The 15266-nt window shown below is 46.1% G+C and carries 13 protein-coding genes and 2 tRNA genes; 4 read left to right on the top strand and 11 right to left on the bottom strand.

Features of this window, described 5'->3' with window-relative positions; genetic code table 11:
- Positions 1–3: 3 nt before the first annotated feature.
- The 7 genes from ACI4L0_RS04040 to ACI4L0_RS04010 form a co-directional block, all read right to left on the bottom strand.
- Positions 4–213 (bottom strand): cation transporter, encoded by a 210-nt coding sequence (locus ACI4L0_RS04040; RefSeq protein WP_439798886.1) that lies wholly within the window; start codon positions 211–213, stop codon positions 4–6.
- A gap of 59 nt (positions 214–272) precedes the next feature.
- On the bottom strand, positions 273–1313 hold the full coding sequence (gene rlmN / locus ACI4L0_RS04035; protein WP_439798885.1) for a 23S rRNA (adenine(2503)-C(2))-methyltransferase RlmN: 1041 nt from the start codon (positions 1311–1313) through the stop codon (positions 273–275).
- A gap of 17 nt (positions 1314–1330) precedes the next feature.
- Positions 1331–2479, bottom strand: coding sequence for a tetratricopeptide repeat protein (locus ACI4L0_RS04030; RefSeq protein WP_439798884.1), 1149 nt, complete (start codon positions 2477–2479; stop codon positions 1331–1333).
- A 12-nt stretch (positions 2480–2491) separates the two neighbouring features.
- Entirely contained in the window at positions 2492–2830 is a 339-nt protein-coding gene (locus ACI4L0_RS04025) for a hypothetical protein (RefSeq protein ID WP_439798883.1), read from the bottom strand.
- A 113-nt stretch (positions 2831–2943) separates the two neighbouring features.
- Entirely contained in the window at positions 2944–3516 is a 573-nt protein-coding gene (gene rsmD / locus ACI4L0_RS04020) for a 16S rRNA (guanine(966)-N(2))-methyltransferase RsmD (protein WP_439798882.1), read from the bottom strand.
- A gap of 2 nt (positions 3517–3518) precedes the next feature.
- Positions 3519–4820 (bottom strand): ankyrin repeat domain-containing protein, encoded by a 1302-nt coding sequence (locus ACI4L0_RS04015; RefSeq protein WP_439798881.1) that lies wholly within the window; start codon positions 4818–4820, stop codon positions 3519–3521.
- Between the two features lie 76 nt (positions 4821–4896).
- Positions 4897–5571, bottom strand: a complete 675-nt coding sequence (locus ACI4L0_RS04010; protein ID WP_439798880.1) for a DUF5680 domain-containing protein — start codon at positions 5569–5571, stop codon at positions 4897–4899.
- Positions 5572–5809: 238 nt separating this feature from the next.
- Here ACI4L0_RS04010 and ACI4L0_RS04005 point away from each other — a divergent pair, with 238 nt between their 5' ends.
- A complete protein-coding gene (locus ACI4L0_RS04005) occupies positions 5810–8278 on the top strand; it encodes a GH36-type glycosyl hydrolase domain-containing protein (protein WP_439798879.1) in 2469 nt (822 codons plus the stop codon).
- A gap of 61 nt (positions 8279–8339) precedes the next feature.
- Here the strand turns inward: ACI4L0_RS04005 and ACI4L0_RS04000 are convergent, their stop codons facing one another.
- Positions 8340–9368, bottom strand: coding sequence for a substrate-binding domain-containing protein (locus tag ACI4L0_RS04000; protein WP_439798878.1), 1029 nt, complete (start codon positions 9366–9368; stop codon positions 8340–8342).
- A gap of 334 nt (positions 9369–9702) precedes the next feature.
- Here ACI4L0_RS04000 and ACI4L0_RS03995 point away from each other — a divergent pair, with 334 nt between their 5' ends.
- The 3 genes from ACI4L0_RS03995 (at position 9703) to ACI4L0_RS03985 (ending at position 14296) form a co-directional block, all read left to right on the top strand.
- Positions 9703–10908 carry a substrate-binding domain-containing protein gene (locus ACI4L0_RS03995; RefSeq protein ID WP_439798877.1) on the top strand — a complete coding sequence of 402 codons (1206 nt, stop codon included), beginning with the start codon at positions 9703–9705 and terminating at the stop codon, positions 10906–10908.
- A 172-nt stretch (positions 10909–11080) separates the two neighbouring features.
- Positions 11081–12574 carry a sugar ABC transporter ATP-binding protein gene (locus tag ACI4L0_RS03990; RefSeq protein WP_439798876.1) on the top strand — a complete coding sequence of 498 codons (1494 nt, stop codon included), beginning with the start codon at positions 11081–11083 and terminating at the stop codon, positions 12572–12574.
- Between the two features lie 39 nt (positions 12575–12613).
- Positions 12614–14296, top strand: a complete 1683-nt coding sequence (locus ACI4L0_RS03985; protein ID WP_439798875.1) for an ABC transporter permease subunit — start codon at positions 12614–12616, stop codon at positions 14294–14296.
- Positions 14297–14466: 170 nt separating this feature from the next.
- Here ACI4L0_RS03985 and ACI4L0_RS03980 read toward each other — a convergent pair.
- From ACI4L0_RS03980 to ACI4L0_RS03970, 3 genes are all read right to left on the bottom strand, one after another.
- Positions 14467–14547, bottom strand: a tRNA-Tyr gene (locus tag ACI4L0_RS03980).
- A 4-nt stretch (positions 14548–14551) separates the two neighbouring features.
- A tRNA-Thr gene (locus tag ACI4L0_RS03975) sits at positions 14552–14624 on the bottom strand.
- A gap of 233 nt (positions 14625–14857) precedes the next feature.
- Positions 14858–15013: a hypothetical protein gene (locus ACI4L0_RS03970; protein WP_439798874.1), complete on the bottom strand. Its 156-nt coding sequence runs from the start codon at positions 15011–15013 to the stop codon at positions 14858–14860.
- Positions 15014–15266: the final 253 nt, after the last annotated feature.

Below are 15266 nucleotides of genomic sequence, written 5' to 3'. Positions count from 1 at the left end.
AAATCAGCCGATAGCTATTACACCAGTTGAATTGATGGCTGCGTTTATTGCATCTTCTATACCGGCAGCACTTTCATCAAAATCAACACAGACCTGGCACTTTGCTGCTGAAGAGACCACATTTGTAACGCCTGAGACTGCCTTTACCGCGGCATCAACTTTTGCGGCAGCTGCGTCATCATCCATTCCAGTGACATAAATCTTTTTCTGCATATTCCGTCTCCTAGCAATATTTTAAATCTAAAGTATTATAATATCGATTGATAATTTTTTCAAGCAAATTCACTGCTGCCGCACGAAGCTGAACGCCCCAGCTGACCGCAGGCTCCGCCGATTTTTGCTCCCCTGCGAACTCTTAGGTTCACTTTCAGTTTTGCATTTTCAAGAATTTTCAGGAACGACTCACATTCTTCCCTTGACGGTGTTTTGAATGGAAGGTTCTGCACGGGATTCCACGGAATGAGGTTTATGTAGGCATCGATTCCTGATGCGAATTCCACCATGCGGCTTGCGCTTTCTTTTCCTGTGTTTTTTCCTGAAAGCAGGGCGGCTTCCAGGGTTACTCTTTTTCCTGTTTTCTGCGAGTAGTGCATTATGGCTTTTTTCAGCTCAGGCAGCGGATTTGCTTTTGCGGTCGGCATGAGCTGTTCCCGTAAAACCGGGTCTGCTGTGGTAAGTGAAACCGCAAGCCTCACAAATGGGCCTTTTTCCGCAAGCTCATAAATTCCCTTGACAAGGCCGCAGGTGCTCAGGGTGATTCTTCGAGGGCTGAGAGACCTTCCTTTTTTATCCGTCAGGACTGCCACAGCTTTTCTTATTGCATCCAGATTTTGCAGCGGCTCTCCCATTCCCATAAAGACAATGTTGTCAAGCGTTCCGGCTTCCTTTTCAAGAAAAAGAAATTCCTCTGTTATTTCACCTGCCGTAAGATTTCTTCCAAGTCCCAGCTGACCGGTCTGGCAGAAAGCGCATCCCATTGCACATCCGGCCTGGCAGCTTACACAGGCGGTTTTGCGCCCCTCTTTGTCTGTGAGGAGAACTGTTTCTATCGCCCTGCCGTCGCTTAGTGTAATCTGGAGCTTTATAGTTCCATCGGGGTCTTTTAAAACTTGTGTTACTTTTGAAGACCTGAGGACTGCGTTTTCCTCCAGGAAATTCCGCGTGGATTTGCTGATGTTTGTCATCTGGCTGAATGAATCTGCTCCTTTTGAAATCCATTCGTAAATCTGGCGCGCGCGGAATGAAGGCGACAAGCTGAGCTTTTCTTCAATTTCCTCAGGGAAAAGTCCTGAAAGCGGTATTTTCTGTTCCATTTTTTTCACAAATTTTTTCAGCCGGCCTGAATTTGTTCGGCAAAGTCGTTTACCGCCTGGTTTTTTATTCCCAGCCTCTGGAATGACTGGAGAGTTTCCAGGGCTTCCTTCTTTTTTCCCATTTTAAGGTAGCAGTCCGCAAGGTCTATATAAAGCCTGTAGTTCTTTGGATCTCCGTTTACAAGCTGCTGAAGCCTGTCCGCGGCTTCTTTGAATTTGCCTTCACCCTTGCATATCAGAGCAAGTCCGAGCGCTGCATAGATGTCAAAGTCTATGTCCATGGCGCGGTTGTAGTATTCCGCAGCTGTGGCGTAATCCCCGGTATTGCGGTAGGCATCTCCTGTGCGTGTGAGAATGACTTTGTTTTTGGGGTCAAGCTCAAGAATTCTGTTCCAGTAGTCGATGGAGCGGAACTGCTGGTTCATTCCCCTGTAGCAGTCTGCGATTCCAAAGAGAGCATAAAAATTATTGGGGTCAAACTCAAGGGCTTTTTCAAAATAGGGGAGGCCTTTTTCAAAAGTCTTTATTTTTCTGTGGCAGTTTCCTATTGAAGTTAGAACGCGTATGTCCACGTGCAGAGGATTCATTTCCAGCATGCGAGTCCAGTAAAAAAGCGCATCCTTGTATTCCTTGAAATCATAGTGGAGATGTCCAAGCCCTATGAGCGCATAGGCATTGTTTTCTTCCATGTCAAGAACTTTCAGGTACAGGCTTTTTGATTTTCTGAAGTCCCTGATTTTTCTGTAGGCATCAGCTACTCTTGTCAGGACTGTTATGTTTGTGTCATCATGGACAAGATACTGCTCCCATATTTCTATTGCCTTGTGGTACTGGTTTATTGCCTTGTAGCAGTCTGCCAGACCGAACAGGGCATAGTTGTTTCCGGGGTGGCATGAAAGGCATTTTGAATAGTAGTCTATGGCTTCCTTGTAGTGTCCCTGCTTGCGCTCGCTGTCGCCAAGCCCCACAAGCGCATAGTTGTTGTCTTCCTCGATAAGCAGAATTTGCCTGAATGCCTCTATTGCTTTCTTTATATTATTATCCTTTAAATACAGATAGCCTTTCTTTGATAGATCGCTGATTGCAGTTGTGTCCGCGGAAAAATTCTGGCTATAGTCATGGGCTTGGGAAAAATTGAATTCGTCTGGTTTGAGTTCTTCGGACATTTTTTTACCTCTCTAGCTTTTGAGCATAACAGATACGGTCTGGGATATTTTTTCTATAATCGGCTCTGTTTTCCTTTTATTGTGTGCAAGCAGATACATTTTCAGAGCTTCCAGATAGTTGTTTTCCTTTATATAGCTGTCGCCAATCCTTGTAAGCCCGTCAGAGTATCCTGTTGTTATAAAAATCCGCTTTGCCATTTCAACATTGCCCTCGTTAAGCAGCGCATTTGCCTTTCTATTCAGAGCGACTTTCTGAGGATCTGAAAGTCCGTCAAGAGGCATATCGGATGTTTTTATAAACTTCAGCTCATTGGGAATTGAGGAGTCCTTGTTTTTTAAATTATCTGTCATCGGCTTTCACCTTCATATAAAATGCCACTTTAATTTTAACTTGTTATTTTGATTTGTCAAGCAATGGTTTTTATGGAACCGTTGTATAATCCGTGTCCGTCTGCAAGAAAAATTTATTTTGCTTCCGGCGCGGCGGACTCTTCGTACTTGTAGAAATTCACTGTCGAACGGCCGTATATGCGCTTGTCAGAAAGCACAAGATTTCCTATTCGGTCGGGAAGGGGGCTTTCTGCCGGATAATGAATCAGAAGCTGTCCGTTTTCTGTAAGAAGCTTTCTTTCGCCTGCTGTTTTTACAAGCTCCTCCCTGAATTTGTATGGAAACGGAGGATCCAGGAATATAAAGTCGAATTTTTCCTTGCAGCGTTTCAGAAAAAGCTCCACTGACAGAAAATGGCAGCTGATGCGTACTCCGATTTCCTCTGCCATCTTGACGTTTTTAAGGACGGTTCTTGCCTTTGATTTGTCCATTTCGCAGAGTGATACATTTGCGGCTCCGTGTGAAACAGCTTCGATTGCGATTGTGCCTGAGCCGCTGAATAAATCAAGGAAAGACTTTCCTTTAAGGGAATCTCCTATTATATTGAAGACAGATTCCCTCATCTTGTCCATGGCAGGGCGGATTTCCATTTTGCCGTAGGGAGTTTCCGTAATGCGGCCTTTTAGCTTTCCTCCTGTAATCCTCATTGTTATTCAGCTCCGTTGAGCGACCAGAATATATCATCGTGCTCAAGCCGTTTATTTGTCTTTGCATAGTCAAAGGCTGTTTTTCCGTTTTCATCCTGGAATGTCGGGTTTGCGCCTGCATCCATGAGCAACTTTAAAACTGAAGTGGAGCTACAGTGCTGGGCTGCATACATCAGCGGCGACTGGCCTTTCCAAAGACGGTTCAGGGGAATTCCCATGTCAAGGAAGATTTGTATTTTTGCCGCGCGGATATGCTCGGAATTTGAATTTCCTGTTATGGCAAAGATAAACGCCCTGAAAACTTCGTCCTCGGTGACACTTCTGTTTTTGAGGAGAATGGAAATTATTTCGGGATTCTGGGAATAGTCCGCCGCCATAAGAAGAGGCGTGGCATTGAATTTGTTTCTGACCCTGATGTAGGCTCCGTTTTCTATGAGCATGTTTATTATGCTGGTGCTGTTCTGGTAGCGGGCGGCATACATAAGGGCTGTCCAGTCATCCTTGTCGCGGAGATTCACATCTGCACCGCTTTTTAGAAGAAGCCCTGCATCCCAGTCGTTTCCAGCTTTGGCGGCTTTCATTAAAAGAGTGACGCCGTTTTTGTCAGCCTCGTTCGGGTTTTCTATAATCTCAGCCTTTTTTACAGGCTGCTCATTTGCGGCTTCTGTGTCTTCTGAATAGTCCAGGAGAAATACGCTTGCATATTGCTGAATCTCTGTTTTTTTCGCGCTTTCAGAATTCTGCATCTCTGTGTTCTGGGCTTGGTCTGCTTCTTCCTGTGAAGCTTCGCTCTGGTTTGCTGTTTCTGGAACATACAGTCCTGCCGGATCTTCCGTGTACTCAAGGAGTTTTTTGTAGATGCTGTAGTCCGGATTCATCCTTGCATAGGAAAACGAGTTCATTCCGCTCTTGTCCTTCTGCAGAATCCTTGAGTCCCTGCTGCGCTTGAGAATTGTTCCGCTCTGAATAAGAAGTTCTATAATCTCCGTGCTGCTGGAGTACTGCGCGGCGAACATAAGCGGTGTCTTTCCGCTTTTTGTTTTTGCGGCGGGGTTTGACTCCCTGTCAAGGCAAAGCTTTATTATGGCTGGATCCCTGTTGTTCTTGAGGGCGAGCATAAGGAAAGTTTCCCTGTCTTTTCCAAATACCTGGGAGGCAAGGTTTCTGTTTTCCTTGAATGCCTGGGTGATTTCGTCTTCAGTTCCCTGCGCCGCAAGAAGCTCGTAGTCTTCCGCGGTGTCTTTTGCCTGTAGTGCGGCTGGAATAAGGAGCGCTAAAAAAAACACAAATGCAAATTTTTTCATACATAAATTATATTCAACTGCGCTGAAAAAAACAAGGAAGTCTTGAAAAAGTTCTGTTTGTATCTAGTGAAAGAAATCACTGGATTAGCCCGCCGTGGAAATATAATTCGTAAATTTTTCTGTCAGAATAAAAAATGTCCTCGTAGCCCTGATACCATTCAAAGCTGCCTTCTGCCTTGCAGTGATAGACGTAATCGCCGTTCTGGTAAAGTTCCGGGCCGCGATAGCACATTTGGGCGGGAACGTTGTAGAGCGCTTCTTTCAGGAAATCGCCTGAAAAATGTTCGCCTGTTACCCTTCCGCAGTAGTTCATTGCCCAGACAGGGATTCCGTTCTGCCACAGAGCTTCTTCGCCTGCAAATTTTTCGCCGCCGATGTAAGTATCTATATAAAGCAGGTTGTTTTCTGCGTATTTTAAATCGTGCGATTTAGGGCGGCTCGGCTCGACTTCTGCGCCGTGTCCTGCATAGCAGTTTCGCTTTGCGCGAATTAGAAACGAAATCCAGTCTGCCGTGTTTCCCTCCGGGGCAGGCGAAAGCTTTAAATTGCAGTCATCGTCATTTTTTACGATTCTGTCAATCGGAATTCCGTAAAGCCGGCTCAAAGAAATAAGTCCGTCAAGTTCCGGGATTGCAAGGCCTGTTTCCCATTTGCTTACAGTCTGGCGCGCAATTTTGAGTTTTTCTGCGAGCTGTTCCTGCGAAAGTCCGTTCTGTTTGCGAAGCATCGCAAGTTTTTCACTTAATACCATATTTTACCTCGTGGAATTGTATTGATGATACATTACTTTGAGTTGAACTTATTGTACACCATTTTTCGTTTGCAAAAATGCAATCTCCCTGTGGAATTCTAAGAAAACGCGGGATTTGCCGGTGTCTTCCGTCTAAAAATCCCTTTGACTTTTGATATACAGCATGGTAAAATTTGCTGAAATTTTTGCTTCCAATTTGGCGGCAGGAATTTTAGATTAACTAAAAGAAGGAAAAGTTATGAAATTTGGACACTATGATGACGTGAACAGAGAATACGTCATTGAAACTCCGCAGACACCCTATCCGTGGATTAACTACCTTGGAAACGAGAAGTTTTTTTCTCTTATTTCCAATACAGCCGGTGGTTATGCATTTTACACGGATGCGCGCCTGCGCCGACTGACCCGTTACCGCTACAATGATATTCCTCTTGACTCTAACGGCCGCTATTTCTATATAAAAGATGGAGATACTGTCTGGAATCCGGCATGGCAGCCAACACAGACTCCTCTTGACAGCTATGAGTGTCGCCATGGCTTTGGATACACAAAATTTGCTTCCAGAAAAAATGACGTTTCCGCTGAGGTTCTTTGCATGGTTCCCAACGGCGTCAACTGCGAAGTTGAAATGGTGACACTCCGCAATGAGGGAAGCTCTGGGAAGAATCTTTCTCTTGTTTCGTTTATTGAATGGTGTCTTTACAATGCTTCCGACGACTGCCAGAATTTCCAGAGAAACTTTTCAACCGGAGAAGTTGAGATTGAAGGCAGCGTTATTTATCATAAGACAGAGTACCGTGAGAGGCGCAATCATTTTACTTTCTATTCTGTGAATGCTCCTGTTGACGGCTTTGATACTGACCGTGAAACATGGCTGGGACTTTACAACCCGCTTTCAGCCCCGAAAACCGTTATGGAAGGAAAGAGCGGAAATTCTGTGGCTGACGGATGGAGTCCGATTGCTTCACACCGCCTGAATGTGTCTTTGAAGGCAGGCGAGGAAAAGACATTTGTGTTTGTTCTAGGCTATGTTGAAAATGACCAGGACAAGAAGTGGACTTCGCAGACAAAAGGCGAGCTTCTCCGCACAAATACAGCCAGCGGAATCATCAACAAGCAGAAGGCCTATGAGATTCAGGAGCGTTTCAGCACAAGGGAAAAGGTTGAAAAGGAATTCGCAGTCCTCAAGGAATTCTGGAATGAGATTCTTTCACACTTTACGCTCAAGACAGGTGACGAAAAGCTTGACCGCATGGCGCTGTGGAACCAGTATCAGTGTGTTGTTACATACAACTTTGCCCGCTCTGCTTCATATTTTGAAAGCGGAATCGGGCGTGGAATGGGCTTCCGCGATACTTCCCAGGATATGCTTGGAGCAGCGCACCAGCTTCCAAACTCAAGAATCCGCGAGCGCCTTTTTGATGTTGCCGCTACACAGTTTGAGGACGGCTCTGCTTACCATCAGTTCCAGCCTCTCACAAAGCGCGGAAATGCTGACATCGGCTCTAATTTCAACGATGATCCGCTCTGGCTTGTGCTTGGCGTGGGCCGCTATATCTGCGAAACCGGCGACAAGGACTTCCTCAACGAGATGGTTCCGTTTGACAACAGCGAGACAAACAAGGCGACAATGTACGAGCATCTCAAGCGCTCATACCGCTACATAACTACGCACATGGGACCCCACGGACTTCCTCTTATCGGACGCGCTGACTGGAACGACTGCCTGAACCTCAACTGTTTCAGCATGAATCCGAACGATTCTTTCCAGACCTGCACAAACAAGGAAGGCAAGAACGCGGAATCTGTCATGATTGCCGAAATGTTCGTATACGTTACTCCCGACTATGCCGCGATGTGCCGTCTTCAGGGAGATGAAGAGGAAGCCCGCTTTGCAGAGGAAGCCGCCAAAAAAATGGAGGAGGCAATCTGCACAGCCGGATGGGACGGAGAATGGTATGTCCGCGCCTATGATGACGCCGGAAACAAAATCGGTTCCAAGGAATGTAAGGACGGAAAAATCTTCATTGAGTCCCAGGGATTCGGAACAATGGCACAGGTTGGAAAGTCAAAGGGCTATCCTGAAAAATCCCTTGACAGCGTAAAGAAATACCTTGACTCCAAGTACGGAATTGTAATCTGCTGGCCTGCATACCAGGATTACCATGTTGAACTTGGCGAGGTTTCATCATATCCGCCTGGATACAAGGAAAACGGAGGAATTTTCTGCCACAATAATCCGTGGGTGATTATCGGCGAAGTTGTGAACGGCCGTCCTCAGGATGCTTTTGAGCACTATAAGAAGATTGCTCCTGCATACGTGGAGGAATTCTCAGAAATCCACCGCACAGAGCCTTATGTCTACAGCCAGATGGTTGCAGGAAAAGAAGCCCGCCGCGAAGGAGAGGCAAAGAATTCCTGGCTCACTGGAACTGCTGCATGGAACTTTGTTGCGCTGAGCCAGTATCTTTGCGGTCTGCGCCCGAGCTACGAAGGTCTTGTTGTGGAGCCTCGTCTTCCGTCGCATGTTAAGACAGCTGAAATGACACGCAAATTCCGCGGTGTTGAATACAAGATCACTGTCAAGAACAACAGGAATGACGGAGATGTAAAAGTTGAAGTTGTTTCAGGCGGAAAGGCTAATGGAACTACTGTTGTTGCGGACAGCGGAGCAAAAGTTGTTTCTGTGTCTGTCGTGGTAGGCTAGTCCTGAACTGAGACGGCAGATAAATCAGCCCCGGAAGGCAAAGCTTTCCGGGGCTTTTTTTTCAGCGCAGGGATTGATAGTCTCCGGCGTTTTCCCTGAAAATTATGTCTATCGGAACAGGAATTTTTTCAGGGATCCTTTTCATCAGAATTCTGCTCTTGAAAAGCTCATGGAGGCTTGTGTAGCCCTGGTATTCCGGCCGCTGCGAGATTATGCAGTCTATGTTTCCTTCCATAAGCCCCTGCCTGTTTTCCTTCTGCATGTCGTAGCTTATGAGGGCAACTTTTTCTTTTCTGTTGGTATAGCTCAGGTACTGCCCGATGACAAAGCCTTCAGTGTGCGTTGCGAAAATTCCGCTTATGTCAGGCTCTGTCCTGAAAAGATTGTCCATAAAGTCGAAGATTTCAGTGTTTGTTTTTCCCTGGCACACAGACTCCACAACCCTGCATCCTGCCTTGTTCTTGAAGTACTCTGAAAATCCCCTGTGCCTTTCCCTGAGGTTGTAAGCATCCTGGTAACACCTTACAGATGAAAAAACTCCGTTTCCCTTCAGCAGCTTCATTATCTTTGCCGCGCACAGTCCGGCCTGAAAGGGATTCTGCGCTATTGTTGTGAGCGGAGAAGCCTTGGGCAGCGGCGAGTCAATGAACACGTAGGGAATTTCCAGGGTCTTCGAAAGCTCCTCTGTTTCCTGCGGCATGATGGGCGGAACCACAAGCGCCTGGATTCGCTTTGAGGCTATGAGGTCTTCCACGGCTTTTTTCATGCTTCCTGCCTTCATTCTGTCAAAGTGCGCGAATTCAACTTTTATGCAGAACGGGGACAGGGCGGATTCAGCGTTTTTTATTCCGTCGGCGACCATTGTCCAGTAGCCGCTTCCTGAGCCGGGAGGGGGAATCGCAACGCCTATGGTAAACTCCTTGTTCTGCTTTAGTGTCCGGGCAAGCGGATTTGGCGTGTAGCCGTACTCCTGTATGACTGCCTCAACTGCCTGCCTTGCCTTGCTTGAAACATTCCCCCGGTTGTGGAGAACCCTGTCTACTGTTCCTATTGAGACTCCTGCTTTTTCTGCAATACCTGATATTGTCATTCCGCAGCCTCTTTTTTGAACCTTCAAAAAGTCTTGCCTTAGGAGGTTCGTTTACTTTTTCAAACTGTTTACGTACACATTCTAGCACTGTTTGTTTTTTTCTGCAAATATTTTGCGCGCTCCAAAATATAATGCGGATTTTGTTTTATTTTTTGGGAAGATTGTTTTGAAAATTCTGGAAGGCAGGAAATTTTTCCCGCGCTGATTGCCGTTTTTTCTTTATTTTTGCAGGGTTTTGAAAATAAAATTTGACAGCATGCAAAAACAGAAGTATAAATAATATGTTAACGAACACAAATTTGTGTTTCAGTAAGTATTTTTTGGAGGAAAAAATATGAAAAGAACAGTTTATTCTGTGCTCGGCGTAGCTATGCTTTGCAGCGCAGTTTTTACAGGATGCTCAAAGGCCGGCGGAAATGTTGTAATGAACAAGGACAAGCCTCTGGTATTCTTCAACAGACAGCCTTCTGATCCTACAACAGGCGAAATTGATAATGCTTCCATGAACTGGAATGACAAGACCTATTATGTTGGCTTTGATGCTGCCGGCGGCGGTGCTGTTCAGGGCAAGCTTATTGTTGACTTCCTTGCTTCTGCCGATCCTGCTGTTATTGACCGCAACGGAGACGGAGTAATAGGATATGTTCTCTGCATCGGAGATGTCGGACACAATGACTCCAAGGCCCGCACAGAGGGAATCCGCAAGGCTCTTGGAACTTGGGACGGCTCCAGCGACCCTGGAAAAGTAAAGGAAGGCACTGTCAATGTGGGCGGACGTGACTTAAAGGTTGTGGAGCTTGAAGGCAAGGCTATGACCGGAACTGACGGCTCTACATGGAATGCAAATGCCGCAACAGAAGCTATGGGCGGATGGGCTACAAAGTTCGGAAACCAGCTCGACATGGTTGTTTCAAACAATGACGGAATGGCAATGGGCTGTCTCCAGGCTTCAAACTATCCTGCCGGAGTTCCAGTGTTCGGCTATGATGCCAATGCGGATGCTATTGAAGCTATCGGCGCAGGAAAACTCACAGGAACTGTTTCTCAGAACGTTGATGCCCAGGCTACAGCAACTCTCCAGGTTCTCCGCAATCTTCTTGACGGACTTGAAGGCGAGGCTGTTTATACAAAGGGAATTTCAGAGCCTGACGCTTACGGCAATAAGATTTCAGCTCCTGTTCAGTATGTTTCAGGCACAAAGGCTCTCCTTGCTGAGAACTCAGGCGTAAACACAGAAAACTGGCAGCAGTACACAGCAGGAAACCGTGATTCAGGAATCAGCAAGACACAGGCGCCTTCAAAGAAAGTTCTTCTTACAATCTACAATTCTGCTGACAACTTCCTTTCTTCTTCATATCTTCCGGCTTTGCAGTATTATGCTCCTCTTTTGAACATTGACCTTACAGTTGTTCAGGGAGACGGACAGAATGAATCAAGCTGCCTTGACCGCTTTACAAACCTCAACAATTATGATGCTTTTGCTGTGAATATGGTTAAGACAAATTCTGGAAGAGACTACACTGACAAGCTCAAGTACTAAAATGTACCTCCGCCGGCTGGTTCGGCGGGCTTTGTCAGTCTGCATCGGGAATTTTATTGAGATTCCTGTAAGCGGGGAGCTGTCTTTGCTTGGCTGCGTATGCGGAAAATTTTTTCAGCGCGCAGTTCTTCTTGGGCGGCTCCTGTTTTTTACCACGAAATAGGGGCGCGTTATGGACGATATAGTTCTGGAAATAAAGAACCTTTCAAAATCATTTGCAAAGAACAAGGTCCTTGACGGTATAAATCTTACTGTGAAAAAAGGCACTGTTCTGGGACTTATGGGAGAGAACGGAGCCGGAAAGTCCACTATGATGAAATGCCTTTTCGGCATATATGCAAAGGACGAGGGGACTATCAGCCTTGCCGGGAAGCCTGTGAATTTCAAGAACCCAAAGGAGGCTCTTGAAAACGGAGTTGCCATGGTGCACCAGGAGCTCAACCAGTGCCTTGACCGCACTGTCACAGACAACCTGTTCCTGGGCCGCTATCCAACGCGGGCTGGAATTGTAGACGAGGCAAAAATGCTCAAGGAAGCCGGCAATCTGTTTTCTTCCCTGAGCATGAATGTGAATCCAAAGACTGTTATGCGCACAATGTCAGTGTCGCAGAGGCAGATGGTGGAAATAGCAAAGGCTGTTTCCTATGATGCAAAGATAATAGTTCTGGATGAGCCGACATCTTCCCTTACAGAGCGCGAAGTGAGAAAGCTTTTCTCCATAGTGGACGATCTTAGAAAAAAAGGAGTCTCGTTTGTCTATATTTCACACAAGATGGATGAGATTTTCCAGATCTGCAATGAAATCGCAGTTCTCAGAGACGGCAAGATGATTCTTTCAAAGCCTGTGGAGCAGACCGGCATGGATGAGCTTATTTCCGCCATGGTAGGCCGCTCCCTGGACAAGCGTTTTCCCGACGTGGACAATGTTCCCGGTGAAAATTTCCTTGAGGTGCGCGGGCTTACCACAAAATATGAGCCTGTTCTGGAGGATATTTCTTTTACAGTCAGAAAGGGCGAAATTTTCGGGCTGTACGGTCTTGTCGGGGCAGGGCGGAGCGAGCTTCTGGAGTCTCTTTTTGGCATAAGGACTATAGCCTCCGGTGAAATCATTTTGAACGGCAGAAAGCTTCGGTTCAGAAACAGCCGGGAAGCCATGGACTACAGCTTTGCGCTTGTAACCGAGGAGCGGAAGCTGAACGGAATGTTCGCAAAGGATACAATCGAATTCAACACGACGATAACCAATCTGGGCAGCTATAAAACGCTGGGCGTTCTTTCCAGACGCAAGATGCAGGAAGCCGCAAACCGCGAGATAAGAACAATGCATACAAAATGTGTTTCCGCGGATGAGCTTATAAGCTCCCTCAGCGGAGGCAACCAGCAGAAGGTTATAATCGGAAAATGGCTTGAGCGGCAGCCCCAGGTTCTTCTTCTTGATGAGCCTACACGTGGAATTGACGTTGGCGCAAAGTACGAGATTTACCAGCTGATTATACGCATGGCAAAGGAAGGAAAGACAATAATTGTTGTTTCAAGCGAGATGCCGGAAATTCTTGGAATTACAAACAGAATCGCCGTCATGTCAAACCATCGTCTTGCGGGAATTGTGGACACAAAGGCAACAGATCAGGAGGCCTTGCTCAGGCTTTCTGCAATGTACCTGTGACACAGGATAAAAACACTGACTTTTTACGGGAGTATTAATATGAACAATAGCAACGATGCTTCAGAAATACAGTCTCTGGATGAGGACAAAAAGCTTAGGGAATATTCAGACGCGCTTCTTGCCCTCAGAAAGGACGGATTGAACAGAATCGCGGAGCTTCACCAGGAAATGCTTTCCATACGGAAGGACAAGATGCTTTATTCCGCAGAAAGGCAGAAGAGGCTTGCGGAGTGCAGAGGCAAGATTGAAGAAGCCCGCCTGACTGCTCAGAAAAACCGCGATGAAGAGAGCCGCCTGGAAAAAGAAGCGGTTGCCTATGCTGACTCGCTTTCCAGGGAATATATAAGCCGTGTTGCGCAGACTGAAAATGCCGCAATCGCAGAGCAGAAGCAGAACTTTGCGCAGGAAATTCAGAAAATCCGCCTTGACTTTGCCAGCCGCGAAGCTTCTATCAGGGCATCTGGAATTTCTTCGGCGGAAATGAAGGAAGAGATTGCTGCTGCACGGTACGAAAAAAAATCCGCTGTGTACGATGCAAAAAGCCGGCTCGCCTCTGCGGTGGAGCGGTGCAAGGGCGCAAAGAACCAGGCGTTTGTTGACCATGTTCAGAAGAACAGGAGCCTGCGCAACGGAAAAAGCAAGTTCACTGAAGACTTTATGCTGAGCCTGAATGACTACATATACAAATTCAAGCTTTCAAAGTTCTTCCTTGACAACGGACTTTACCTTGCGATTCTTGTGTTCTTTATTGTCTGCATTATTCTTGCGCCTCTTTCAGGAAACGGAAATCTTCTTTCGCTGCCGAATATCTTTACAATTCTTGAGCAGTCCTCAACCAGAATGTTCTATGCGCTCGGCGTAGCAGGGCTTATTCTTCTTGCAGGAACCGACCTCAGTGTTGGGCGCATGGTTGCTCTTGGTGCAGTTGTTACAGGCCTTGTGCTTCATCCGGGGCAGAATATCGTAACTTTCTTTGGAATGGGGCCGTGGGATTTTTCTGCAATTCCAATGGCAGTCCGCGTGCTAATGGCGCTTTTTTCTTCCGTGTTCCTGTGCGTTCTGTTCAGCGCCTTTGCAGGTGTCTTTTCTGCGCGCCTGAAAATTCATCCGTTTATTTCAACGCTTGCAACACAGCTTATTATCTACGGTCTTTTGTTCTTTGGAACAAGCGGAACTCCTGTTGGCTCGATTGACAGCGGAATAAAGGATCTGCTCGGCGGAAGATGGGTTCTGGGCGTTATAAACGGAGAGCTTGTGACATTCCCCAAGCTGATAATACCGGCAGCTGTTGCAATTACAGTCGCATGGTTTATCTGGAACAAGACAACATTCGGAAAAAACATGTACGCTGTAGGCGGAAACTCCGAGGCTGCCAGTGTGAGCGGAATCAGCGTGTTCAAGGTTACACTGGGCGTGTTTGTAATGGCTGGAATTTTCTACGGATTCGGCGCATTCTTTGAGGCGTTTAAAGCGAATGCAAGCGCAGGAACAGGGCAGGGCTATGAGCTTGATGCGATTGCAGCCTGTGTTGTCGGAGGTATTTCGTTCAACGGCGGAATAGGAAAAATAGGCGGCGCTGTTCTGGGCGTTATAATCTTTACAAGCCTTACATACTGCCTTACCTTCCTCGGAATAGACACAAACCTTCAGTTTGTATTCAAGGGATTTATCATCATAGCCGCTGTTGCGCTTGACAGCATAAAGTATCTTAAGCGCAAGTAGCCTCTTGGATTTTCTTATGAGAGCGGCATATCTTGATTCGCACATCAAGGTGTGCCGCTTTTTTTGTTTCTTGAAATTATACGCAGTTAAATGTGTTTTTTTGATTTAGTAGAAATCCGGCTGAAATACTTTAAAATAAAAAAAGACACTAAACAAGTTAGTGCCTGAACTGGGGAGTGAAGGATTCGAACCTACGAAGGAAAACCAACAGATTTACAGTCTGCCCCCTTTGACCACTCGGGAAACTCCCCGGAAAGCTGCTTGTAGGACTTGGACCCACGACCCCGAGATTACAAATCACGTGCTCTACCAACTGAGCTAAAGCAGCAGATAATCAACTGGCGGTTAACCAAGCTGATGTAAGAAATATATACGATATAATAAGTTGTGTCAATAACTGAAGACCGCTTTTTGCAATTTTTTTTTCAAAAAAACAATAGTGCTTAGACAAAACTGAGTTTTTGAAATGTGTTTTTTCTATATTGCCAAAGCCATTTTTTCAGAAACTACAGCTCCGCCACCTGCTCCAGGAAAAGACCGGTACATTCGTCAATGACATCATCAGGAATATTTTTTGTTTTCATTTTCCTTGCATTTTTTCTTCGTTCCGTCCTTTACGTAAACGTCAAAGCGCACGCCTTTTGAAAGGAAGTCCACGTCGATTGTCTTTTCTGCCTGCGAAAGTTCCAGCCGCTCAATCTGGATGTTCAGGAGCATTTCAAGAAAATCTTTGCATAAGCAAATTTTCGCTCATCACGCGGCAGAAGATAAAGTTGTTCGAAAGCGATGCGTTTTTCCACTGCGCTTCCAGCGATTTTTGTAGGTAGTAGTTCAATCTGTTCTCCATGTAAGTTTTTGGGGTTTACTTATATATTGCTGAAATTTTTTAAAAACTGTCCGTTCCGCAAACTTTACACTGTCATTCCGAACTCCTATGATATTTGTCAATACCATGAAGTTCCTGATTCCA

This window comes from Treponema sp. (assembly GCF_051883275.1).
Classification (GTDB): domain Bacteria; phylum Spirochaetota; class Spirochaetia; order Treponematales; family Treponemataceae; genus Treponema_D.
This window is presented reverse-complemented; position numbering and strand designations above follow the sequence as displayed.

Bases quoted from the DNA above. Each gene is read 5' to 3' on its own strand.
- ACI4L0_RS04040 (WP_439798886.1), bottom strand. From the start codon at position 213: ATGCAGAAAAAGATTTATGTCACTGGAATGGATGATGACGCAGCTGCC.
- rlmN (WP_439798885.1), bottom strand. From the start codon at position 1,313: ATGGAACAGAAAATACCGCTTTCAGGACTTTTCCCTGAGGAAATTGAA.
- ACI4L0_RS04030 (WP_439798884.1), bottom strand. From the start codon at position 2,479: ATGTCCGAAGAACTCAAACCAGACGAATTCAATTTTTCCCAAGCCCAT.
- ACI4L0_RS04025 (WP_439798883.1), bottom strand. From the start codon at position 2,830: ATGACAGATAATTTAAAAAACAAGGACTCCTCAATTCCCAATGAGCTG.
- rsmD (WP_439798882.1), bottom strand. From the start codon at position 3,516: ATGAGGATTACAGGAGGAAAGCTAAAAGGCCGCATTACGGAAACTCCC.
- ACI4L0_RS04015 (WP_439798881.1), bottom strand. From the start codon at position 4,820: ATGAAAAAATTTGCATTTGTGTTTTTTTTAGCGCTCCTTATTCCAGCC.
- ACI4L0_RS04010 (WP_439798880.1), bottom strand. From the start codon at position 5,571: ATGGTATTAAGTGAAAAACTTGCGATGCTTCGCAAACAGAACGGACTT.
- ACI4L0_RS04005 (WP_439798879.1), top strand. From the start codon at position 5,810: ATGAAATTTGGACACTATGATGACGTGAACAGAGAATACGTCATTGAA.
- ACI4L0_RS04000 (WP_439798878.1), bottom strand. From the start codon at position 9,368: ATGACAATATCAGGTATTGCAGAAAAAGCAGGAGTCTCAATAGGAACA.
- ACI4L0_RS03995 (WP_439798877.1), top strand. From the start codon at position 9,703: ATGAAAAGAACAGTTTATTCTGTGCTCGGCGTAGCTATGCTTTGCAGC.
- ACI4L0_RS03990 (WP_439798876.1), top strand. From the start codon at position 11,081: ATGGACGATATAGTTCTGGAAATAAAGAACCTTTCAAAATCATTTGCA.
- ACI4L0_RS03985 (WP_439798875.1), top strand. From the start codon at position 12,614: ATGAACAATAGCAACGATGCTTCAGAAATACAGTCTCTGGATGAGGAC.
- ACI4L0_RS03970 (WP_439798874.1), bottom strand. From the start codon at position 15,013: ATGCTCCTGAACATCCAGATTGAGCGGCTGGAACTTTCGCAGGCAGAA.